Source organism: Serratia sp. Ae19-1, from assembly GCF_059801225.1.
In genome coordinates, this window is record NZ_JBCHWD010000006.1 from 30,282 (window position 1) to 53,997 (window position 23,716).

Here is a 23,716-nt window from a genome sequence, read left to right on the forward strand (position 1 = left end):
TTGGTAAATATCGGCTGTAGTTTTTACTAAATATTTACTATCGTTTCCGCATTGCACAGGTGTCGGGAGACGTGACGTGAATAATTGGGAAAACATTGAAAAACAGTCGGAGCACCGGTTGGCGCCGCGCGCGAGCTTCTTCAGCTACGCGGACGCCGAGCAGGCGCTGAGCTTCGATCGCAACGCCAGCCGGCGTTTCCAGCTGCTGAGCGGCCGTTGGCGCTTTCGGTTCTTCGATCACCCGGCGCAGGTGCCGGCGGCGTTTTACCGTGAGCCGATGAGCGACTGGGGCGATATGGCGGTGCCGGGTATGTGGCAGTTGGAAGGGCACGGCCACCTGCAGTACACCGACGAGGGCTTCCCGTTCCCGATCGACGTGCCTTACGTGCCGACCAACAACCCGACCGGCGCCTATCAGCGTCACTTTACGCTCGACGCCGGCTGGCGGGATCAGCAAGTCCTGATCAAATTCGACGGCGTGGAAACCTACTTCGAGGTGTACGTCAACGGCCATTATGTCGGCTTCAGCAAGGGCAGCCGACTGTGCGCCGAGTTCGACATCAGCCCCTATGTGCGGCAGGGCGAGAACCTGCTGTCGGTGCGGGTGATGCAGTGGGCCGATTCCACCTACATCGAAGATCAGGACATGTGGTGGATGGCCGGCATCTTCCGCGACGTCTATCTGATCGGCCAGAGCGCCACTCACCTTCACGACCTGACGCTGGTCACCACCTTCGACGAGCGCTACTGCGACGCGCAGTTGGCGATCGACGCCGAGCTGCGCCATCTCGGATCGCCGGCCGCCGAGGGCTGCCGTCTGCAGGCGCAGCTGTTCGACGGCGATCGCTGCGTGGCGGAGCAGTGGTGCGACGATCTGCGCATTGAACGGGCGCTGAGCTGCCGTTTCGAGCTGCCGGTCAGCCGTCCGCAGCAGTGGAACGCGGAAAATCCCTATCTGTATCAACTGCTGCTCAGCCTGTATGACGGCGCCGGCAACCTGCTGAGCGTGGTGCCGCAGCGGGTGGGCTTCCGCGAGATCGCGGTGCGCGACGGGCTGATGTACGTCAACGGGCGCTACCTCAAGCTGCACGGCGTCAACCGCCACGATCACGATCACCGTAAAGGGCGCGCCGTCGATATGGCACGGGTGGAGCGCGACATCGTGCTGATGAAACAGCACAACATCAACTCGGTACGCACCGCCCACTACCCCAACGATCCGCGTTTTTACGAGCTGTGCGATCTCTATGGCCTGTTTGTGATGGCGGAGACCGATCTGGAGAGTCATGGCTTCGCCAACGTTGGCGATCTGAGCCGCATCACCGACGATCCGCGTTGGGAGCAGGCTTACGTCGAGCGCATCGAGCGCCACGTGGCGGCGCAGAAAAACCACCCGTCGATCATCATCTGGTCGCTCGGCAACGAATCCGGCTACGGCTGCAACATTCGCGCCATGGCCCGGCGCTGCAAGGCGCTCGATCCGACCCGCCTTATCCACTACGAGGAAGACCGCGACGCCGAAGTGACCGACGTGATCAGCACCATGTATTCCCGCGTGGCGATGATGAACACCTTCGGTGAATACCCGCACCCCAAACCGCGCATTCTGTGCGAATACGCCCACGCCATGGGCAACGGCCCCGGCGGGCTGTTCGAATACCAGTCGGTGTTCAACCGCCACGCCAGCTTGCAGGGGCACTACATCTGGGAATGGTGCGATCACGGGCTGTTGAGCCACGACGAGCAGGGGCGCGAGCGCTACCAGTACGGCGGCGATTATGGCGACTACCCGAACAACTACAACTTCTGCATGGACGGCCTGATCTACCCGGACCAGCGCCCCGGCCCCGGCCTGCGTGAATATCAGCAGGTGCTGTGCCCGGTGGAAGTGACGGCGGAAGAAGGCGCAGGCGACGTGCTGCGGGTGAAAAACCGCTACTGGTTCAGCTCGCTGGCGGACATCACGCTGAAGGTCAGCGTCAAGACCGACGGCCGCCAGGTGGCGAGTTACGAATTCAAGCTGCCGCATCTGCAGCCGGGTGAGAGCGAAGACATGCACCTGCCGGTGCTGGCGCTGGGGCCGGGGGAAACGCTGATCGACGTGGCGGTGCATAAGGACAGCGCCACCCGCTACAGCGAGAGCGGCCAGCGGCTGGGGCATTACCAGCATCTGCGCCAGGCGGCGGCGCGGCTACCGGCTCCACCGGTGGTCGGTGCGCCGGCGCTGCAATGCCGCGAGGAAAATCATCAGCTGCTCGTCAGCGGCGGCCGGTTCCAGCTGGCGTTCTCGCTGCTGAGCGGCGAACTGCTGTCGTGGCGGGTAGACGATGAAGAAATGGTGGGACGCGCGCCGCGCATCACCTTCTTTAAACCGGTGATCGATAACCATAAACAGGAATATGAGGGGATTTGGTTGCCGTATCACTTCCCCATCATGCAACAGCATTTCCGCCGCCTTAGCCGGCAATGGCAGGGCGAAGATCTGCTGATCGAGGTGCGCAGCCTGATCGCGCCGCCGGTGTTCGACTTCGGCATGCGCTGCACCTATCGCTGGCGCATCTCTCCGCAGGGCTGTGTCAGCCTGGATCTGGCCGGGGAGCCTTACGGCGATTTCCGGCAGGTGATCCCGAAAATCGGTCTCGATTTCGGCATCAGCCGCCGCTTCGAGCAGGTGGAATACTACGGCCGCGGGCCGGGTGAGAACTACCGCGACAGCTGCCGGGCCAACCTTATCGGCCGCTACCGGCAGCGCGCCGATGCGCTGTTCGAACACTATCCGTTCCCGCAGGACAACGGCAATCGGCAGGACGTGCGCTGGCTGAGCCTGCAGGACGCGGCGGGCAAGGGGATCTTCATCCAACCGCGGCGGCCGATCAACTTCAGCCTGTGGCCGTACAGCGCCGAGATGCTGCATCAAGCCCAGCACATCAACGAGCTGGAGCCTGACGATTGCCTGACGCTGAACCTGGACGATCAGGTGCTCGGCCTCGGCTCCAACTCCTGGGGCTCCGAGGTGCTGGATACCCACCGGGTCTATCTGGCGCCGTTCAGCTATGGCTTCACGCTGGTGCCGTTCGACGGCCGGCAAACGGACGGCGCCGCGCTCGCCGGTTATGACTACGCGCCGGCCCCTCATCACCCGCAGTCTGCGGAGGAAAACGCATGATCATTCTCGAATCCCTGACGGAGTTTCAGCGCATTTATCACAGCGGCAAGAAATGGCTGCGCTGCATGGAGGCGATCGCCAATGTCGATCGCATCAGCCCGAACGTGTGCCATTCGATCGGCGACTCGCTGACGTATCGGCTGAGCGTCGGCGCCGGCCGGCAGCACGGCTGGCTGGAGGGTAACCGCCGCTACTTCGACGTGCACTACTACCTCGAGGGAGAAGAGATCGTCGAAGTCGCCGACAAACGGGCGCTGACGACGGTGGCGCCCTATCAGGACGAAACCGACCGCGAGTTTTTCAGCGGCGAAGGCGAGAGGCGCCGGGTCGGTAAAGGCAACGTGGTGATCTTCGAAAACCACCAGGCTCACCGCTTCAAAGAAAGCGGCAAGGTAAAAAAAGTCATTTTAAAAGTGACGGTGGAAGACAGCTATTTCATCAACAAATAGCGCGACCGCCGATCGATAACAACAAACCGAAGTCCCCTACACCATTCGGAGAATCTCTATGGCTGCGTCGAACAGAAACACCATCGGCAAGTTTGGTCTGCTGTCGATGACGTTTGCGGCAGTGTTCAGTTTCAACAACGTGATCAACAACAATATTCAGCTCGGCATCGCCTCGTCGCCGGTATTCCTGGTGGCGACGATCATTTACTTCATTCCCTTTTGCCTGATCATCGCCGAGTTCGTCTCGCTCAACCGCAACTCCGAGGCCGGCGTCTATGCCTGGGTCAAAAGTGCGCTCGGCGGGCGCTGGGCGTTTATCACCGCCTACACCTATTGGTTCGTGAATCTGTTTTTCTTCACCGCGCTGCTGCCGCGCGTCATCGCCTACGCCTCGTACGCGTTCTTGGGCTATGACTATGTGTTTACCCCGCTGACCACGGCGATCATCAGTATCTTCCTGTTCGCCTTCTCGACCTACATCTCCAACAGCGGCGCGAAACTGCTGGGGCCGATGACCTCCGTCACCTCGTCGCTGATGCTGTTGCTGACGTTTTCCTACATCATCCTGGCGGGCGCGGCGGTGCTGGGCGGCATCGAGCCGGCCGATCCGATCAACGTGCAGGCGATGACGCCGAACTTCAACTGGGCGTTCCTCGGCATTACCGCCTGGATCTTCCAGGCGGCGGGCGGGGCGGAATCCGTGGCGGTGTACGTGAACGATGTGAAAGGCGGCAGCCGCGCCTTCGTGAAGGTGATCATCGTTTCCGGGCTGTTTATCGGCGTGCTGTATTCGGTGTCTTCGCTGCTGATTAACGTGTTCGTGCATCGCACCGACCTGCACTTTACCGGCGGCACGGTGCAGGTGTTCGAAGGCCTGTCGGCACACTTCGGCCTGCCGACGGTGTTGATGAACCGCTTTGTCGGCATCGTCTCCTTCACCGCCATGTTCGGCTCGCTGCTGATGTGGACGGCGGCGCCGGTGAAGATTTTCTTCACCGAGATCCCGAAGGGCATTTTCGGCGAGAAAACCATCCGCCTGAACCGGCACGGCGTGCCGACGCGCGCCGCCTGGATCCAGTTCTTCATCGTCATCCCGCTGATGCTGATCCCGACGTTGGGTTCCAGCAGCGTGCAGGATTTGATGAATACGCTGATCAACATGACCGCCGCTGCTTCGATGCTGCCGCCGTTGTTCATCATGCTGGCCTACCTGAATCTGCGGCTGAAGTACGACCGGGTGGCGCGCGATTTCAAAATGGGCTCGCGCCTGCAGGGCATCGCCATCGTCAGCGTGCTGATCGCCATCTTCACCGTCGGCTTCTTCGCCTCGACGTTCCCGACTGGCGCCAGCATCATGACCATCGTGTTCTATAACGTCGGCGGGCTGGTGGTGTTCCTCGGCTACGCCTGGTGGAAGTACAACCGCTACTCGAAGAGCCTGAACGCCGAAGCGCGCTACCACGAAGACATGCCGCTGGCGCGTCTCGCGCTGGAAGCGCAGGAGGGGGCGCCTGCCGGTCAACCCGCGCTGACCACGCCCGCATGCAATAAACCGCTGTAATTGCTCACCTATTGACTCCGCGCCTCGGCGCGGAGTCTCGCCTTGCGTAAAAAATCCTGCCTCTGCGTTTGCATAATACATAAGTGAGTACTAATGTGTTTGTATGAACGAAAATGACATCTTCAAGGCGCTGGCCGATCCGACCCGCCGCAGCATCTTCGACAAACTCGTCGCCGGTAGCATGAATGCCAGCGCGCTGCGCGAAGGGCTGCCCATCAGCCAATCGGCGATGTCGCAACACCTGGCGGTGCTGCGCAACGCCGGGTTGGTGCGCGAGGCGAAGCAGGGGCGCTGCGTCAATTACCAGGTCGACCCGGACGGGCTGGCGCAGATCGCGCAGTGGTTGGCGAAGTACCGCGCTTATTGGCCGGCGCGCACCGAGGCGCTGCAAACCTTGCTGAAGGACATGGATCAATGAACAAACGGGCTGAGCCGCCGCCGCACGACCGGCTGGTGTTGGAATATTCGCTTGATGCGCCGCCGGAAAAAGTGTGGCGGGCGCTCAGCATTCCCGAGCTGCGCGAGCAATGGCTGCCGACCGGCGACCTGGCGCAGGCTGAACCGTTGGCCGCCACGCCGGGCGAGGCGGTGAGCTACCGTCTGCGCGACGACCAACCGCCGTTTCTCGAAAGCGTCGTGACCCTGCAGATTGTGCCGAACGCCGACGGCGGCAGTGTGCTGCGGATTATCCACCAGCCAGACGCCGCCAACGACGGCCCGACAACGGTGATGCGCGCCGCCTGACGCGTTAAACACACTTCCCTTTGTTGCCAACCCAGGAGTTCACCGATGCGTGAGAAGATGATGCTCGTCCCAATGGTGGTGGAACAGACCAGCCGGGGAGAACGTTCCTTTGACATATACTCGCGCCTGCTGCGCGACCGAATCGTGTTTCTCAATGGCGAAGTCAACGACGACGTGGCCGAAATGCTGTGCGCCCAGCTGCTGTTTCTGGAGGCGGAAAATCCGGAAAAACCGATCCACCTGTACATCAACTCGCCGGGCGGGGCGATCACCAGCGGGCTGGCGATTTACGACACCATGCAGTACATCCGCGCGCCGGTGCATACGCTGTGCATGGGCACCGCACGCTCGATGGGTTCGTTCCTGCTGATGGCCGGCGAGCCGGGGCACCGCATGGCGCTGCCTAACGCCAGCCTGCACGTGCACCAGCCGCTGGGCGGCTTTCAGGGGCAGGCGTCCGATATCCTGATCCACGCCGAAGAGATGAAGCGCACCAAAGCTCGGGTGATCCGGCTGTACGCCCAACATTGCGGCCTGAGCGATGAAGCGGTGGAGCGGGCGCTGGATCGCGATCGCTTTATGACCGCCGACGAAGCGGCGGTCTGGGGGCTGATCGATAAGGTGCTGCATGAACGGTGAAGCGACTCAGGGGCTTTCGGCGGGCTGCGGCGTGTGCCAAACCCGTTCAAGCCCGCATTCGACCATCGCGAAATAGAGGCTGAAATAGCGCTCCGCCATGATAAAGAACGAGCTGTTGAGTTCGATCACCACGTTATTGGTGGTGGTCAGCAGGCCGGATTTTTCCGCCGCCTGCAGGATGCGATTCACGTGCGCGCGGGAGACGGAACACGACTTGGCGATTTTCGCCGAGGAGAGCAGCAGAAAGGGGGAGTTCTGCCGGATGCTTTCGATATGCAGCATCAGCAGCACCATGTGGCCGGCGTCTTTGCTGATAAACAGCGCGGATTGCGGCACCAGATCGATCAGGTAGATCTCCTTGAGCATCAGCTGCCCGTAGGCGGCGAAAAAGGCGGGCAGAAAGTCGGGCGTCGCCAGCAGCGCCGCGATGGGCATCTGCGGCGCCAGCGCCTGATAGGGCCGCGCCATCGAGGCGATCAGCGCCTGGGTTTCCGCCAGCGCGTTCGGCGTCGGCCTATAGCGCAGCTGGCGTTTGTCATGTTCGCAGGGTTTGACCTCCAGCCGACGGCCGACCCGCAAGAAGAACAGAAAGGAATCCAGAGAATTCTCGCTGATCATGTTCTTCCCTTTAAAAAAGGCCTTGATGTCTTTCAACCCGGCGGCGGGCTGGTGGTAATAAATGGACAGGATGGTGGAACAAATAATGAACCGACTGTTCCTGAAGATGATTTTGTAAAACAGCGGATGTTTTTTGTAGGTCTCTTTCAATAACTCCCCGTGCTTGACGATGGCGGCGTGGAACGCCGGTGACTGTCTGATGATGTTGGCCTGTTTCTCCAGATGAAACTGTAGCTGGAATCTGCTTAGACTCATTTTCCCTATTTCCTGTACTTAAAAAAATGTGCTGCTTTTTATCGTTATGGGTTTGCTGTGTATGGCTTGACGATCTGTTGGCCCTGGTCGTTGATGAGAGTGGCCTGAACGATGACCTGAGAAGGGAGTGTCGGCGCTGCAACGCCGTCGAGGTGATAATCCCGTATGCTGAACGGCGCGGTCATCATGTCGCTTTCTTGCCGCACCGGGTAATCACGTTTTCCTATGTGCACGCTTATGCGGGCGAAGGAGAGATAGAACGCAGACCGGTTGTTGCAGCGCAGCAGATAGCCGCCCGGTGATTTTTGCAGCGTGAACGAAACGGCCTCGGCTGCGTTCTCGGCTTTTCCCTGCAGCGCTCTGGGCCGGTAGAAGATCTTCATCTGCGTGTTCATCGCCAGCGTCACGCGCGACGCCAGCGGCGGCGTGGTCGGCGGGTTAGGCGGGATCTCATACAGGTTGAGCCAGAATACCGACTCCCGGTCGGCGGGCAGGTTAGCGCCGGCAAACAGGATGCGCAGCCCTTTCAGCGCCGAAGGCGGCAGGGCGAAAACGCTGGGCAGGGTGACAAACGGCGCGCGGGACAGTTCGGGGGCGGCGTTGACGTCGCCGTTATCGACCCAGGTTTGCGCCACGATCGGATAGCCGTTGGTGTTGAGCAACATCAGGGTTTTTTCCGTGTCGCCTTCGCGGAAAATCACCCGCGTGGCGGAGGCGATGATGCCCGCCTGCGCGCCCATGGCCGCTAGCGCCAGCAGCAGGGCGCATCCCATCGTCAGATATTTCTTTCTCATCATTGCACCTTAACCCAAACGTAGGCCCTGGCGTCCACTTTGCCGGCGGTGACGGTTTGTCCGGGCAGCCGGGCGAGCGTGGCGGTGAGCTGGGTGGCGTAGTGGGTAAAGCCCGCCGCGGTGCTGCCGCCGCCGCTGGCGCCGTTGAGCACCGGGTACCAGCCGGCGTCGTTGCCCTGCGGGCATTGCCCGGCGCTGCAGCGCGCCCAGCCGACGAAATTCATCGGCGTGCCGTTGCCGGCGTTGGCGAGCGCGATGCCCACGCCGGTGGCGACGCTGCTGTCGGTGCCGTAGCCGCTGGAGAGCAGGTAGCTCACGCCGCCGTTGGCGCTGACCAGCCCGAGCTGCTGCGCCGCGACATAGCTTTCATACGGCACCTGCAGGCCGAGGGCGGTATTGTTGCTGCTGACGCCGGACACGGCGGCGTTGTCGCATTCGATATTGATAGTGAACTGCGCCTGTGAGGTTTGCCCGGCGGTCAACTGGCTGACGGAGATGGTCGGCAGGATCACCAGCGGCGTGACGTTGCGCGCCACGCAGGTGGCGGTATAGGTCAATGAGGAGATCGGTGCGGTGCCCATGCCCATCGCGTTCCAGCGCCCGGTGCCCCAGGTGGCGTAGTTGGTGGCGGAATCGCTGCCGATAGGATCCGAAGCGATGCCTGGCCCCTGAAAGGTGACATAGCCGTTCGGCTGCGTGCAGGTATAGTTCGAATTGCCGGTGGTCGAGGCCATGCCCACCAGCGGGTTGCCGGCGCTGTAGCCGCAATAGTTGCTGGCGCCCGCGCCCGGCAGCGAGCTGATGCGGATCAGATCGGCGCGGATGGCGCTGAAGTCTTTCACCCGGATCTGAATTTTGCTGCCGACGGTGGCGTAGCGGGTAATCGGCGCCGACTGCCAGTAGCGGGTAAAAACCTTGCCGGAATCCAGATGGGTCAGGCGGATGCCGACGTAAGGGAAGTAGGTGGCGTAGTAGTTGGGGTTGCCGTCCTGGGCGCCCAGATCGTAATAGCCGCCGACGCGATCGTCGCCGTTGGTGGCGAAGACTTCATAGATCTGCCCCGCATCGCTGGCGTCGCATTCATACAGCACCTTGTTGGGATCGGGGTAGCGTGTGCCGGACGTAAGATCGAACACGCTGGTGCCGAGCGGCGTGCCGACGGGCTGCAGGTAAGTGCTGGTCAGGTTGACCCGGCCCAGCGCCGTGCCCACCCCGCAGGGATCGCAACCGGAATCGATCGCGGGAGAAACCCGGGTGCATTGGGCCAGCGCGGCGGGCGCACCGAACAGCGACAGGGCGAGCAACGCCAGGGCGGCGAGCGGGTAAGCAATGCGTTTCATCGTCTCTCCTGAGAATAAGTTTTACGGGCTAGCGGCACGGGGCGCTGAGCCGCTGAATCGGGCTGTCTTCCCCGGCGGGCAGGCGGTAATGCAGCGTGCATTGCTGGCCGGGCGCGTCGCCCCAGTTCAGCGTCAGTTCGCCGGCGCTCCGATCGCTGCGCAGATACACCTGATTGGCCTGGCCGACCATGCCCACGCTGTTGCCCGCTGGGTCCAACACGTTGGCGCCCATCGGGATCGGCGCGTTATCGGGCCGCTGCGCGGTGATCAGCAGCGCCTGGCCGCGCACGGTGTTGAAGCGCAGGCGCACCGTGGCGCCGGCGTACGGTGCCACGCGCCGCTGGCCGTCTTCCAGCTCCGCTTTGTCGTTCATGCCCTCGGGGTTCAGCGCGACGGTGTTGTAGTGATAGGGCACCAGTGACGGTGCCAGGGCGTAGCCGAAGCGATCGACGCGCGCGCCCTGGCCGTCCATCACCCGTGCGCCGCTGGCGCCGGGCGCTTCGATCAGGGCGAAGGTGTCGCCGACATACGGCCCTAATGTCACGCCGCCGCGGTGCGCCACCACGGCGCCCTGCAGCGACAGGGAACCTTGTCGATACTGGCGCGCGGTGGAGAACGAGCCGGTGACGTTGGCGTAAGGCAGACGGGTTTGCAGGTTGCCGCCCCAGATGCTTTGCTGGCGATCGTCGTCGGTGGTGAAGTTCAGGCCGTAGCTGACCGGCTGTTCGTCGCCGACGCTGCCCGAGAGCGCAGCCTGATAATTGCCGCCCTGACCCTGGCTATGATTGGCCAGCAGCGAGACGCTGGGGGCGGATGATGAGCGCCCGAGCGGGAAGCTCAGCGACAGGGCGGTGACGGTCTGCGCGTTCTGCGCCAGCGGCGCGCTGTAGACGTTATCCAGCGGCCCGTAGCCGCGGTAGTCGCCGTTGCTGTAGCCCAGACTGCGAGTGCGGGTGACGGAGAGGTTAAGCGCCACGCCGTTGCCGAAGGTTTTTCCCCAGCCCAGTTGGAGCTGATTGTCGCGGCCGCGCTGGTCGCGGTAGTCCTGAGTCGAACCGGACATCGTCAGGCTGCCGAACGCGCCCATGCCCTGATTGACGGCGACCTCGAAACGCGAACGCTGGCGGTAGGAGTCGGACTGCCAGTTTTGACCGGTAACGGCGGCGCGCCGCACGCCGAGCACGTCGCTGAGATCGCGAAAGCCTTCGGTAGAGTAGCGGTAGCCGGCGATGGATAGCGTGGTGTCCGTCGGGCTGAAGGTTCGGCTGTAAGAGAGGTGCAGCATCCAGCCGGAGGCGCCGCCGTCCGGCAGGCTGGCGTGGGAATAGGTGGTATCCATGCCGAAGGCGCCCAGCCAGCTGCTGTACACGCCACCCAGCATTACCGCCTGATAGCCGTCCGCCAGCTGGTTGCCGAGGTTGAAGGTCAGAGCGTTGGTCAGGCCGTGCTGCCAGGTCACTTCGCTGAACAGATCGTTGTCGCCGACGTAGCGGGAACGGCCGACGATCGCGGAGTAGCGCGACTGGCCGGGGCGAATGGATTCCGGCACCGCGGCGAACGGCACGGTGAAGGTGCTGACGCTGCCGTCGGCTTCGGTCACCACCACGGTGAGATCGCCGGCGTAGTTGGTGGCGTACAGATCGTTGATGGTGAACGGCCCCGGTGCCACCGTGGTTTCATACAGCGTGCTTTTGCCCTGCAGCACCGTCACGCGCGCGTTGCTTTTCGCCACGCCGCGCACCACCGGCGCATAGCCGCGTTGTGAATCCGGCAGCATGCGATCGTCCGAGCTGAGCTGAATGCCGCGAAAGCCCAGGCCGGAGAAGAAGTGCCCGTCGGTAAAGCCTTCGCCCAACAGCATTTCGCTGCGCCAGGGCAGGATTGCGCGCTGCACGTAGCGGCGGCTGGTGTCCAGGTGGCCGCCGAACTCCCGATCGTAGCGGTAGCTGGACTGCTGGCGGTAGCGCCATAGCCCGAGGTTGAACCCGCCGTTCAGGTTGGCGTAGGTCGAGTCGAGATCGCGGGTTTGCCCCTGCCGGTAGCTGACGTGGTACTGGTTGAGGTTGTAATTGACGAAGGCCATCGATTCGCCGCTGTCCAGGCTGGCGGGGTTGACGCTGCCGCGCGGCCGGCCGTTCAACAGCGCCTGCGGAACGCTGAGATCCAGCCGTAGCCGCGAGATATCGGCGTTCACCGTGATGTCTTTGAGATCCCGGCCGGGCAGCAGGCATTCCGCCTCGGCCGCCGGCGGATTCTTCAGCCCGAAGCGCGTCAGCTGCGGCCGATCGAAACAGGGCAGCACCTGCTGGCCTGCGCGCACGAAGCGAATTTGGTCGCGCTCGAGAAACTGGCCGTTGAGGTACAGATCGATCTGATAGCTGCCGGGGGCGACGGCGTCCTGCTGGTTGAACTGGCTCAGGGCGCTGTTGCTCAGCACGCTGCCGCGCAGCAGCGCGGGATCGAAGGTGTAGCCGTCGGCGGCGGCGCAGCCCAGCGGTAGCGCCAGCAGCGCGCAGCACCAGCGTGCGGGCAGCGGCGTCGCCTTGCGGACATCGAACATGGGAACCTCCCTGTCTGGTTTCAGCGCGCGACGTTCAGGGTGCGCGTGATTTCCACCCCATAGTCATTGATGACGCGCAGTGCGACCTGCCGTACCTCCCCGTTCACCGGCCAATTGGCCTGTGAAAACGGCGGGATCAGATCCGCCTGCGGAATGGCACTGCGCTTCGCGCCGCTCAGGATGACCGCTTGGCTGACGTTGGCGTAGTAGCCGGTCGGGTTGTCGACGCGCAGCGCGTTGCCGACCTGGCGCAGGCTAAGGCGATCGATGACGTGGTTGGCGTCGCCGGCCAGCCCGGCGGGGCGATAAAACACCTTCAGCCGATTGGTGACCACCAGCAGCAGTTTGTTCTTGTCGTTGTCCGTCTGCCGTACGGCGGGCACCTGCAGGAAGTTAAGGTAGAACAGCGATTCGCGATCGCGCGCCAGCGGCTGACCGACGAACGACAACCGCACCATTTGCCCGCTGTGCGGATTCATGCGGAAGATTTGCGGCGAGGCGACAAAGGGCGCATCGGCGTTTTCCGGCGTGGATTGCGGGTTGTTGATGTCGAGCCAGATCTGCATCAGCGCCGGGACGCCGTCATCGTTGGTGAACTGCAGCGTTTTCTCCCGCGCCTCGGCGGGGTAGATCACGCGGTTGCCGAGCAGCGTTACGCTGGCCAAGGCGTGGGTGGCGGCAAAACTCATCAGGCAAAGCGACAGGGCGGCCCATCGGCGGGCGGAACGGGATATCTGCGGCATAAACGTGAACCGATAAAGGGAGCGAGTCATTCAGCGCCGTCCGCTAAGGAACGGCGCTGGCATCAACAGGTATGGCGCCTGACGCCGGCTTATTTGTAGCTAATGGCGAACTGGGCGGTGGCGATCACCGAACCGGCCGCTACGCCGGTGTCTTCCGCGTAGTAGCGGGCCACCAGGTTCTGCGAGGTGGAGGTGGCGTCTTTCGCCAGCGTCATCGCCGACGTGGTGACGGTCGAACCGCTGGCGAACGACAGCGGCGTGGTGGCGTCGCTGTCCAGCAGTTGAATGGACACCTTGGCGGCATCGCCCGCGTTGCCCAGGTTGCCGTTGGTGGTCGGGTTGTTGCCCGCCAGTACGGTTTTGATCGCCGTGTCGCTGGTCGCCGCCGCGCAGCCCGTCACGTTAACGGTAAAGGTGGTGTCGCCGGCGGTGGCGCCTTTGGTGGCGAGTTTGCTGGCGGCGACGGTCGGCAGCAGCACGACCGGGTTGGATTGGTTGCCGTTAATATTCACCGAACAGGTTTGCGTGCTGACTTCGCCTTTGAATTGCACCGTATTGGACGAGGCGGCCGCACAGGCGCCGGAGAGAGCCAGCAGGGATAATGCGACTAATTTAACATTCATGTGAAATGCCCTTTAATTAACTTTAGATAAAAGCTTTCCTGACAGTAATAAATTACTGACGTGCGGTTGTGGGTTAATCATGTTGCGCAATTGTTTTTTAAACGCGTCGGCAAACATGGATTTTCATCCTAACAAACTAAGAATTTTCCCTATAGGTGTTTTCCGCATGGTAATAAGGCGGTGGTGTGGGTTGTTACATTTATTTTCATTTTTGCTTATATCATACAAAATGGAAAATAGATCTATATCATTGCGTTGCGTTTTTATTGGATCGCCGGATTTTGTGATGGAAATAATTTGAAACATTCATGCCTTTTTTGCGGATTAATCAACGTACTGGCGGTTGCGTGATTATTTGAAAAACATGTTATCAAGATGTTTTTTATTGGTGTGCTTTGCTGGCGAATTACCCCAAAAAAGAACGGCGACAAGTCGCCTGAGGTGTGGAAGCATGCTGCCATGCTGATAAGGAGAATTAAAGTGAGAGTGATTTATATCGACGGCTCGCCACTGTGCCGGCTGGGCATGAAAACATTATTGGGTGGCGGGGTGATAACCTTATCCTCGCCAGATATTAACATCGTTAAAAATATAAGCCCGGCGCCTGATTTAATTATCATGGACTTTCCCCATGAGATTTACCGGTTCGAAGCCTATTTGAAATTCATTAATTATACCCGCCGTGAATATAACGGCGTGAGATTACTGTTCTTCGTCGATAAGACTTCGCCGCTGATTCTGGCGTTTATCGCCGCGGCGCAGCCGGATGCGATTTTGCACAAACGGGAAGCGTTACAGATGGTGCGAGAGACTTGCACGGCGCTGGTCCGCCGTGAGGAGGAAGGTGAGCGGCGCGTGATGAACCGGCATCGGGTGGCGGCGATCACGCCTGGCGAGGCGGCGGTGCTGTGTGAAACCGCCCGTACGGAAGATATCCGCCTGACCGCGCGGCAGCTGAACCTGCATCCGAAAACCGTTTATTCGCACCTCAATAACGCCGGCAAAAAGTTCGGCATTCGCAATCGGGTGGAACTGTTGAAGATGATTGCGCTGCTGTAGCGCCGTTATCGGGCCTGGCCGACGGCCAGCCGCCATCGCGTGATCTCATCGGCGCCGGGTCCGGCCGCCAGCGCCAGGCTTTGCGGCGGCAGCGATTCGCCGGTCACGGCATCCACTACGCGCAGGGTGGCGGGGTGGCCGGTCATGCGGTCGACCACGCGCAGCGGCGGCCCGGCCAGCTCGGACAGATTCCACTTGTCGCCAATCTGAATCATCGCCATCACCAGCAGCCCGAGATCTTTTCCCTTCTCCGTCGGCAGATACTCATAGCGAGCGGGACGGGTCTGGTATTGCCGCTTTTCGATAAGGTCTTCGCTTTCCAGCGCTTTGAGCCGATTGGCCAGCGTACTGTTGGTGATGCCGGTCGACTGGCGCAGATCGTCATAGCGCGAGAGCCCCAGCAGCAGATCGCGCATGAGGATAGCGCCCCAGCGATCGCCCAACGCCGACAGCACGTGGGCCACCGAACACGTCATGCCTTCAAAATCTTTTGCCTTCATCCTGTTGTGCCTCTGCTTGCCACCGGAATGCCGATAATTTTATCGCCTCCGCTTGATAACTTCAATAATTGGAGTTATTACTCTAGTTATTGGAGTTAGTGTTTTAAACCGGCTACCGATCAAAGCGGTTGCCGATAGCCCACACCCACACCGAGGAGACAACGCGATGCCACTGTGGCAGATCTACCACCCCGAACCGGCCTTCAGCGCTGCCGATAAACGCGCGATTGCGCAGCAGGTCACCGCCCTGTACCAGGACTTTTTGCCGCGTTTCTACGTCAACGTCTTCTTCCATGCGTTGCCGACAGGTTCGGCTTATCTCGGCGGCGAACCGGCCGATGACTTCGTGCGGGTGACCATCGACCATATCGCGCGCGCCATGGACAACGACGCGGAGCAGCAGCAATTTCTGACGGCCTGCACCCGCATCCTGCAACCCTACATCGCTGCACGCGGGCTGCGCTGGGAGCTGCATGTGGACGAAACGCCGTTCTCGCTGTGGACTATCGAAGGTTTAAAACCGCCGGCACCGGGGACGGCGGCGGGAGAGCGGTGGCGCAAGGAGAACCGGCCTTCGGTGTGGGAGGGTAGCGGCGCTGGCGGAATATCCGATGCTTAAAGGCGACGATGAGTGCCGGGTTATTATCTCGCTTAAACAGAAGCGGCATCACCGCGTGGGGGCTGTGAGAGTAACCCGGCAGGCCTCATAGGTTATGTTGTACATCTGATATGAATGCATTAACGATGGCGGATTTTTCATTCTTGCGATAGATGAAAAAAACCTCAGTTGCGTTATCGACGGCGGGGATCGGCCTGTAGGTGATGTTAGGCAGTTTGATTGAGGATAGCGTAGAGGGAACGATGGCGATGCCCAGGCCGGAGGCCACCATGGCGAGCACGCTTAAGGTGCTGTCCAACCGATAGGCCACCTTGATGTCTTCTTCAATAATGGCGTTCAGGATACGAAGCTGGCCATCGTCTCCGCTGTTTTCCGAGTAGATGATAAAGTCTCGTCCAGAGAGGTCTTCCTTGTTCAAGGCCTCTTTTTTCGCCAGATCGGAGTCTTCCTGAATCACGACAACCCAGTCAAATTTTTTTATGGGTATAAAGCCGAGCTCCGGTGGGATGTTGAGATCCAGATTGGGGCAGTAGCTGACGTCGATATTTCCGTTGACGATCTCATCGATTTGCTTCCAGTAAGACATCTCTTTGGCGCGGAAGTTAACGCCGGGATGCTCTGCTTTAAATCGATGAATATCGGCGGTGACTAATCCTGCCGCCACGGCATTGCCGACAAATCCGATGCGCACATTGCCATTCTCACCTTTCGCCGCCGCTTTGGTTTCGTCAAGCGTACTTTTTATTTTTTCATAAATATCCGGCGCATTCTTTAAAAATATCTCTCCCACTTCGGTGAGTTCTACATTGCGGTTGTTACGAATAAAAAGTGGTGCGCCAATCTCTTCTTCCAGCGCTTTTATCTGCATGCTGAAAGCCGACTGAGTAATATGAATGCGTTTGGCCGCTTTGCCAAAGTGTTTTTCTTCAACGAGGGCCAGGAATGCCTGAATATGGCGAAAATTCATGGATTAGATTCCTGTATCAGTCGTTCAAAAAAATGAATTGGATATATAGTGTCCATGAAAATACCCTCTAATAGAACTCGCGTTAAAGTGTAGGTTATTTCTGAAATGCGGGCTAGTCAACAACACTCAGCGTGTTGCTATATGTTTCCAACGATCAAATATATATAGTGGAGGCGCTAAATGAATTCATTAGCCAGAATCGATGTTCATACTCACCTGGTTCCGCCCTTTTGGGGCAGTGCGCTGCCGAGCCACGGCGGCGATCCGTCCGGATGGACCTTGCCCAAATGGACGGCGGGCGACCATCTGCGCTATATGGACAGACAGCAAATAGCGACCAGCGTCTTGTCGTTAACCGCGCCAAGCGTGGTTGGCTGGGAAGGCCAGGCGCGCCGCGATATGGCCAGGAAAGTCAATGAATATACGGCGGATCTGGTGGCGAAATACCCCACGCGGTTTGGCAACTTCGCGACTGTGCCGTTGCCGGACGTTGAGGGGGCGGTGCGTGAAGTTGAGTATGCACTGGATGTGCTGAAAGCCGATGGCGTGGTGTTATTAACCAACTATGAAGGGGTTTATTTAGGGGATAAAAAGTGGGCTCCGCTTTGGGCGGCGCTTAACCAACGCTCTGCCGTTGTTTTCATTCACCCTGGTCATCCCATCATGGATTTACTGGATGGCGTTCCGGGCCCCTTGGTTGATTATCCGTTTGATACTACCCGCAATGCTGTCCATATGGTGCTGAACGGCGTTATGGACAATTATCCTGACGTGAAAATTATTCTTTCGCATGCCGGCGGCTTCCTGCCTTATGCCGCTTTGCGTTTTACATTGCTGGCGGAGTCGCTTAATCCAAATGGGCCGTCAGCTCAGGAATTGAACGATAAGTTTAAGCGTTTTTATTTTGATACCGCATTGTCTTCCGGCCCGAATGCATTCTCCAGCCTGCTGACCTTTGCGAATCATAATAATATTCTTTTCGGCAGCGATTATCCTTATGCACCGGAGTCCGTCGCCGCTAAGTTTAATCATATTCTCGACGCCGAAACAAACCTGACTGATGCGCAAAAAGCAAGCTTCAACCGAAATAACGGTCTGGCGCTTTTCGCGCGGTTAAATAAATAAGGGTTTCTGCTGGGGCGATGCCGCACTGCTTTAAGCGCTGGCGGGTTCCTTGCCGAGAATAAAAAATCCACGCCGAAGCGTGGATTTTTCCGTTTCCGGCAGCGGAGAAAAGCGCTGCGGAGAGAGGCTTAGACGTTAAACCGTGATTGATAAGTTAATTGTATGTTATTAATTGCTTTAATTTTTAATTGATTTTTTATACTCATAACTGTACTCACTTATACTGATGTTGCTATCTGGGGCTAGTTACCCCAACTCCGACCAATTCTTATGCAGTAGGATTGATTACTCTATTCCTTTTGTTTGTCAATTGCAGGGGGGCAGGCCGAATTCACTCTTCTTTAGCTAACTATTGTTGCTAGTCGCAATAATTAGAAAGTGAATTATTTTGAGATTCTTCTAATTGCAATCTTGATTTTATTTGTTTTTGCATCAAAATTGACAGTTTAGTCATCTGTACCCACATCAAAAATGGCCATAGCCATAAAGGGATTATTGTGAACACGATATACATACCATTAGACAGCGGAGAGTCTGCGGTTCTTAAAGATCCAGATACCTTGCTTCCCCGAAAAATTTACGAACAGTTAGCTCGGTTTATTGCAAAGGCTGTCGATGATGTGCCGAAAAACTCGGAATCTCTCAATGAAACGCGCAGCCATAAGGCGATATCGATAGACGGTGAGAGGGGGACGGGTAAAACTTCTGTGCTTGTGAATTTAAGTGATTACCTGGAGAGCAATTATAATGACCTTGCGGGTAACATTCATATTCTCGATCCTATCGATCCGACTCTGCTTGAAGATGGCGAATCGCTGTTCTTGCATATCATTGTTGCTGCCGTACTTCAGGATAAGGAGATAAAAGCTGCCCAGTGCAGGGACATTAATAAGTCAAGGATTTTCACTCAAAAGCTTGAAGAATTAGCCCACGGTCTGGAATCTGTTGATTTGCAGCAAAGCCAGCGTGGAATGGATAAAATTCGCTCATTATATGGCAGCAAGCGCCTGGCAAATTGCGTTGAGGAGTTTTTAATTTCTGCGTTAGAGTTGATTGGCAAAAAATTATTAATACTTCCGATTGATGATGTAGATACATCACTTAATAGGGCATTTGAAAATCTCGAAATTTTACGTCGTTATCTTACATCTCCGTATGTTTTGCCCATTGTGAGTGGCGATCGCCGTCTATATGATGAAGTATGTTGGCGGGATTTTCATGGAAGATTGAATAAAGATTCAGCATATAATCGCAGGGTTGCATATGATATTTCCAGAGATTTGGCAATTGAGTACCAGCGCAAAATTCTGCCGCTACCGCGAAGATTGAATATGCCAGAAGTAAGTGATTATTGGCTTCAAGATAGTATCGATGTGACCCTAGGTAAAAATGGCATTCCTCTGCGTAACTTTATGGCGTGGCTAAAGATATTTATTACCGGTCCCGTGAATGGTCTTGAGGGCAGCGATTTGCCGCTACCGATCCCATCGATACGTGCCTTAACGCAGTTCATTAATCACTGTGGTGATTTGATCACAGAACTTCCATCTGAACTTAAAAATAAAGATACACCACTTTCTGTTCGCCGCTGGTGGCAGATGCCTGATGTTCCACAAACAGTGCTCGAAGCATTTGCTTTGCAACACAGAGAGCTCAGTAAAGAAACTAAGCGCGATTATGCTGATGCTTATAAAATCTTCGCCGAAAAGTACTTAGCTTGGAGCTCTCAATATTATGAAGCAGGAGAGAAAAATAAGGAGAATGGTAAGTTACTAGATGACATGAAGTGGATTAACAAGTTGCTTAGCTATTTTAGGTTCGAGCCTAAGGCTGGGGCTGTTTATTTAATTCTTGAGTCTCATTTAAATTGGACTGAATGGCGAAGTGGTAAAAATCGTAACATTTCAATATTTGACACTGCACTTTTCCAACCTTTGCTGCAGGAGCAGCCTGAATATTCCGTTTTTAATGCAGAAGAAAGTTTGGCTGATTGGGAATCTCAATTATCAAAAAGCCTACCGGAAGGCTGGCTTTCTGTGATTAAAGGGAAGATGACAATTCTGCCTTATCCTATTGCAGAAACGGGAATTAACTCGGGCTTGAGATGGAAATATTGGGAAGATGTTGATAGCAATGACGCTAATGAAGAGTTAAAGGATAAGGCAATTTTTCTCATCAGTGCCTTGACGCAGAGAAATTTCTACACTAATGCCAGACAGTCGATTGTTCTCAATATCGGACGAATTTTTGAAATTATAATCGCCAGCTTGATATCAGATCTGGATTTATCAGATTTGCAGCGAATTCTTCAGAGATCACCATTTTATTCAGCCAGCGCCCTTGCGCCAACAAAAAAACTAAAAATCAATGAACCTGAGGGGGAGGATTCTGTAAATAATCCGGATGATATTGAAAAAGAAGAAACATATGATCGAGAAGATAAATTAGAAAATTCTTTGGTGTGGCTTCATGACGATATTAAAAAATGGCGTAAAGAAAACAATGTTGAAAAATTAAAAATATCTCCATGGTTAGTATATAAGGTATTCAACAAGGTCTATAGCCAGGTTGCAAGTAATGCTATTGATCAAAAGGGGATGCAGGATATTACTAAAGCAATTAACATTGTAGGTCGTATATTCTATTCAACATGGTCGGCATTTGGTAGTTTTGAAAAAGGTGAGTTGTTCGGGTTACCTGATGTGGTAGCGACGACTAATATTAACTCTTCAAGAAATTTCTATCAACATGCTAATTTCCGTACCAATCTCGGCCCCTTTACACCTGAACAGCACTTACAAGATGGACCGACAAGCCGGAGTGCTCAGAACCGAAAAATTTTTGGCGAAATGAGCAGAACTGCAAGCTATGTGTTGAGTTCACATCCTCTCAAAAGATGGATCGATGCAGTATTATTAGCAGATTTTAAACAGCCACAAAAAAATCAAAGTACTGTAAAAAAAACAACGCCTAAACGAAGATTGTCTAAAGCTCGGCGATTTATCATCGATAAATTAGGTATCGATGAAATGCAAAATTTGACGAAAGAAATCATCAAAGAGCGGCTAGAGATATTACGTCAATCTCAAGAGCTTGAGCAATTTATCAATTCGGTTAAACAACAGTTATCTCTTAACGATAATGCAGTGAAAATTCTGCTAGAGGTATACAGTGAACTCTCCCCTGAAGGTGACAAATAATGTTAACTCGATCGCTGAGTGAACATGCTGCAGGATGTTTTTTCACCGACGAGCGCCTGTCACGGCGCTTTTGGAGGATACTGGTATCACCACCGACGGATTTTAAGCAATGGTCGTCATTGCAGGAGGAATGCTATCAGCTGCTCGTAGAGGGCATTGATAGCCGCTATCCTCGTACTTATCGATTGACCGACGTGCGCCAGCTAATGGGGAACATCTGTGACAATGGCTTGTTGATCAGCCCGGAACTGCCCTGGCTTGACATCATTGCAGAACAGCTACTGTTGCGTAATGGCGATTTGCTCTACTACCGTGAAAATAAGGTACAGGATTACGTGCGGATAGCGGCAGAACTGGACCCGACTCTGCTTGCAGGATGGCGTCTTGGCGACTGGCTGCGGCAAAGTCCTCCTCCGCGCTTGTCGGACATCACCCGGGTGGTGATAGCACAGAGTCCGTTTTTCGCGCCGCCAGCCAGTGCGGGGAAGCCTTTTGCGGAGGGGCACGTCCATTTGGGCGGGGTGACGGCGGGAGATACAATCCTGGATGGTTATCTTTTTGAAAAGATTGAACTGCCAAAGAGCAATAAAACATCGTTGTGGGCGTATGAAGAGCATGATGATTTAACGCCGCTGTTAAATCGAGCGAAGTCCTTGCTTGCATTGTTACTTTCAGGCCCTCCTCAAACGGTTTCTGAGCAATCTCAGAATATTGCGGAGCATCATGAAAGGGTTTACGGGAAGTATGCGACCTTAAGTGACCCGATGAAGAAAAACAAAAATCTGCCGGACTGGATAATCCTCGCCAAAAAGAATCGTGGAGCTGAAAACGTAAGTCCTGGTTGGCTATTAAGTCAGCTCGCACATGCCTCAGACCGAAAACATCCTTCACGCTGGCTGTGGCTGCAGCTTTACCTTTGTCATTCTTATCAGTTGAAAGACACCCATCCGCTCGAGCGCACGGCAATACTCTGTTTTTGGCTTACAGTTAATGCACTACGGCGTCGCATTATTATGGACGGACAGGGGCTTACGCGTTTTACCGAACGCTATTTTGGCGGCACGTTACGTTTAGGTAAGAAAAGTGACAGTAGCAATATGCGTTACCTGTTTGTAGGCAAAGATGATGTGGCCGAAGTGAAGGCATCCCCGAATGCTTTCAGCCATGAAATGGTGACAGGTTTTTCCTCAAGACTGCTCAACACCCTCGGTGTCCCCCCCATTTCTCCACCGTATGTTTTTGGTGAACATGAGATTAAGCTAGACGAACGCACGCTGCGCTACATTGAAGCGCTTGAGCGCTGGCAGTTTTGTGGACACTTTTCGCGTTCTAAAAGCGCAAGCCGCGGTAAGCGACCAACGGCTGATTTGCAGAATAACTGGGCACAAACAGAGAAATTATTGCAGAGACTATACAGCCACAATGGCTGGAATCACCCAGTTTTTTTAGGGGGGAAACGGAACCCGCACTTCCATTTTCAGCCGTCGAACTGGTTTCGGGGCCTGGATGTTGCAGGGGACGAAAATGCGCTGAAAATTGCGGATTTTGCGCCAATGCTACGATGGCTGCGAAGCGGACTATATCCGGTGCCTGACGGACTTCGTGCAAGCACGGGCTTCCATTTCAGCATCCATGCCGGGGAGGATTACGCGCATCCGGCGTCGGGGTTGCGTCATATCGATGAAACGGTACGCTTCTGCGAGATGCGAGAGGGAGACCGGTTAGGCCATGCACTCGCTTTGGGAATTGAACCTGCGCTCTGGGCGAAGCGGCATGGAGAAATGATACTTCCGCTGGATGAACATTTAGATAATCTTGTCTGGCAGTGGCACTATGCCACAGTTTTGTCGGGTTCGTTGCCACTTGCTCAGGCGGTATTGCCTCTTCTTGAGCGGCGCATTGCGCGTTTTGTTGCGCGATGTGATTGGTGCAAGGAAAGACCACCTAAAATAGACAATAGCATGGCGGGTAAACGAGCTAGCGTTGATGAACTACCTCTAAAAAACATCACGCCTGATTCGCTCTACCGGGCTTGGCTACTGCGGCGTAATTGCTCGTATCGTCTTCAGCAACTCCACGGTGGAGCACCGTTAACCTCGCAGGAGAAATGCGCGCTGCCAGATTGGTCAACGTTAAGTGATAAAGACAGTGTGGCTGCGCAGCTTTATCAGCAAAGACACTCTAGCCTGCTTGACGATCTCCCTCCACAGCTGGTGGTTGTGAGGGTTGCGGACGAATGGAGCACGCAAGAGCTAATTGGACTGGGAACCCCCGAAAAACTGAGCCAGCAGTCAAGCGGTGGTAAAGATATCCTCCAGGATATTGATACGCCAGTAGAGCTGGAATTTATTCATGCATTGCAGGATTATTTGCTCGATCGCTACGATCGCAAAGGGTTAATTATCGAATCAAACCCGACGTCAAACGTTTATATCGCGCGGTTCAAAAAGCACGTGGAGCATCCAATTTTTCGCTGGAACCCGCCAGATGAAGAACTCTTAAAACCAGGTGCTGAATTTAATCGCCATGGTTTGCGCAGAGGGCCTGTAAAGGTTCTGGTCAATACTGACGATCCCGGAATTATGCCAACGACATTACGGACGGAGTTCTTACTGCTACGAGAAGCTGCGATTGAACGTGGCATTAGCCGAACGATGGCTGAATATTGGCTGGAAAGACTGCGCCAGTACGGACTTGAACAGTTTCAGCGTAATCATTTAAATGTATTTGAAGTTATTGAGTAGAGGATTTTAT

General features: G+C 56.2%; 19 protein-coding genes. 11 read left to right on the forward strand and 8 right to left on the reverse strand.

The genetic code is table 11. From position 1 onward, the window contains the following. Positions 1 to 76 precede the first annotated feature (76 nt). The 6 genes from ebgA to AAIE04_RS17480 all read left to right on the forward strand — a co-directional run bounded on the left by ebgA (position 77) and on the right by AAIE04_RS17480 (position 6,559). Positions 77 to 3,166 (forward strand): beta-galactosidase subunit alpha, encoded by a 3,090-nt coding sequence (gene ebgA, locus AAIE04_RS17455; protein ID WP_498577420.1) that lies wholly within the window; start codon positions 77 to 79, stop codon positions 3,164 to 3,166. After that, a complete protein-coding gene (locus AAIE04_RS17460; protein ID WP_015377553.1) occupies positions 3,163 to 3,615 on the forward strand; it encodes a beta-galactosidase subunit beta in 453 nt (150 codons plus the stop codon). Before ebgA ends, AAIE04_RS17460 begins: the two co-directional genes overlap by 4 nt. A gap of 58 nt (positions 3,616 to 3,673) precedes the next feature. Beyond that, positions 3,674 to 5,176, forward strand: coding sequence for an amino acid permease (locus tag AAIE04_RS17465; protein WP_019454756.1), 1,503 nt, complete (start codon positions 3,674 to 3,676; stop codon positions 5,174 to 5,176). Positions 5,177 to 5,279: 103 nt separating this feature from the next. Next, positions 5,280 to 5,594 (forward strand): ArsR/SmtB family transcription factor, encoded by a 315-nt coding sequence (locus AAIE04_RS17470; protein WP_498577421.1) that lies wholly within the window; start codon positions 5,280 to 5,282, stop codon positions 5,592 to 5,594. Continuing rightward, positions 5,591 to 5,920, forward strand: a complete 330-nt coding sequence (locus AAIE04_RS17475; protein ID WP_019454758.1) for an SRPBCC family protein — start codon at positions 5,591 to 5,593, stop codon at positions 5,918 to 5,920. The genes AAIE04_RS17470 and AAIE04_RS17475 overlap by 4 nt, the downstream gene beginning before the upstream one ends. A 45-nt stretch (positions 5,921 to 5,965) precedes the next feature. Beyond that, on the forward strand, positions 5,966 to 6,559 hold the full coding sequence (locus AAIE04_RS17480; protein ID WP_063919234.1) for an ATP-dependent Clp protease proteolytic subunit: 594 nt from the start codon (positions 5,966 to 5,968) through the stop codon (positions 6,557 to 6,559). A 6-nt stretch (positions 6,560 to 6,565) separates the two neighbouring features. On the opposite strand, the gene AAIE04_RS17485 is transcribed toward AAIE04_RS17480, so the two are convergent. The 6 genes from AAIE04_RS17485 to AAIE04_RS17510 all read right to left on the reverse strand — a co-directional run bounded on the left by AAIE04_RS17485 (position 6,566) and on the right by AAIE04_RS17510 (position 13,492). Continuing rightward, entirely contained in the window at positions 6,566 to 7,432 is an 867-nt protein-coding gene (locus AAIE04_RS17485) for a cyclic nucleotide-binding domain-containing protein (protein ID WP_154746988.1), read from the reverse strand. Positions 7,433 to 7,476: 44 nt separating this feature from the next. Then, positions 7,477 to 8,226, reverse strand: coding sequence for a fimbrial biogenesis chaperone (locus tag AAIE04_RS17490; RefSeq protein ID WP_019454761.1), 750 nt, complete (start codon positions 8,224 to 8,226; stop codon positions 7,477 to 7,479). Next, positions 8,226 to 9,566, reverse strand: coding sequence for a fimbrial protein (locus AAIE04_RS17495; RefSeq protein WP_498577422.1), 1,341 nt, complete (start codon positions 9,564 to 9,566; stop codon positions 8,226 to 8,228). The genes AAIE04_RS17490 and AAIE04_RS17495 overlap by 1 nt, the downstream gene beginning before the upstream one ends. Before the next feature lie 28 nt (positions 9,567 to 9,594). After that, positions 9,595 to 12,126: a fimbria/pilus outer membrane usher protein gene (locus AAIE04_RS17500; RefSeq protein ID WP_498577423.1), complete on the reverse strand. Its 2,532-nt coding sequence runs from the start codon at positions 12,124 to 12,126 to the stop codon at positions 9,595 to 9,597. A gap of 20 nt (positions 12,127 to 12,146) precedes the next feature. After that, positions 12,147 to 12,869, reverse strand: a complete 723-nt coding sequence (locus tag AAIE04_RS17505; RefSeq protein ID WP_019454764.1) for a fimbrial biogenesis chaperone — start codon at positions 12,867 to 12,869, stop codon at positions 12,147 to 12,149. A gap of 89 nt (positions 12,870 to 12,958) precedes the next feature. Next, the gene (locus AAIE04_RS17510; RefSeq protein WP_019454765.1) at positions 12,959 to 13,492 is read right to left on the reverse strand and encodes a fimbrial protein; all 534 of its coding nucleotides are present in this window, start codon (positions 13,490 to 13,492) and stop codon (positions 12,959 to 12,961) included. A 657-nt stretch (positions 13,493 to 14,149) separates the two neighbouring features. On the opposite strand from AAIE04_RS17510, the gene AAIE04_RS17515 reads away from it, so the two are divergent. Further along, positions 14,150 to 14,551: a helix-turn-helix transcriptional regulator gene (locus AAIE04_RS17515; RefSeq protein WP_498577424.1), complete on the forward strand. Its 402-nt coding sequence runs from the start codon at positions 14,150 to 14,152 to the stop codon at positions 14,549 to 14,551. Positions 14,552 to 14,556: 5 nt separating this feature from the next. Here AAIE04_RS17515 and AAIE04_RS17520 read toward each other — a convergent pair whose 3' ends face one another. Continuing rightward, positions 14,557 to 15,051 carry a winged helix-turn-helix transcriptional regulator gene (locus AAIE04_RS17520; RefSeq protein WP_498577425.1) on the reverse strand — a complete coding sequence of 165 codons (495 nt, stop codon included), beginning with the start codon at positions 15,049 to 15,051 and terminating at the stop codon, positions 14,557 to 14,559. A gap of 166 nt (positions 15,052 to 15,217) precedes the next feature. On the opposite strand from AAIE04_RS17520, the gene AAIE04_RS17525 reads away from it, so the two are divergent. Continuing rightward, positions 15,218 to 15,670 carry a tautomerase family protein gene (locus AAIE04_RS17525; RefSeq protein ID WP_498577426.1) on the forward strand — a complete coding sequence of 151 codons (453 nt, stop codon included), beginning with the start codon at positions 15,218 to 15,220 and terminating at the stop codon, positions 15,668 to 15,670. An 85-nt stretch (positions 15,671 to 15,755) separates the two neighbouring features. Here the strand turns inward: AAIE04_RS17525 and AAIE04_RS17530 are convergent, their stop codons facing one another. Further along, positions 15,756 to 16,637, reverse strand: coding sequence for a LysR family transcriptional regulator (locus AAIE04_RS17530; RefSeq protein ID WP_211129517.1), 882 nt, complete (start codon positions 16,635 to 16,637; stop codon positions 15,756 to 15,758). 180 nt (positions 16,638 to 16,817) lie between these two features. On the opposite strand from AAIE04_RS17530, the gene AAIE04_RS17535 reads away from it, so the two are divergent. The 3 genes from AAIE04_RS17535 (at position 16,818) to rdrB (ending at position 23,706) form a co-directional block, all read left to right on the forward strand. Further along, the gene (locus tag AAIE04_RS17535; protein ID WP_498577427.1) at positions 16,818 to 17,762 is read left to right on the forward strand and encodes an amidohydrolase family protein; all 945 of its coding nucleotides are present in this window, start codon (positions 16,818 to 16,820) and stop codon (positions 17,760 to 17,762) included. Between the two features lie 497 nt (positions 17,763 to 18,259). Next, on the forward strand, positions 18,260 to 20,962 hold the full coding sequence (gene rdrA, locus AAIE04_RS17540) for an antiviral RADAR system adenosine triphosphatase RdrA (protein WP_498577428.1): 2,703 nt from the start codon (positions 18,260 to 18,262) through the stop codon (positions 20,960 to 20,962). Then, a complete protein-coding gene (gene rdrB / locus AAIE04_RS17545; protein WP_498577429.1) occupies positions 20,962 to 23,706 on the forward strand; it encodes an antiviral RADAR system adenosine deaminase RdrB in 2,745 nt (914 codons plus the stop codon). The genes rdrA and rdrB overlap by 1 nt, the downstream gene beginning before the upstream one ends. Positions 23,707 to 23,716: the final 10 nt, after the last annotated feature.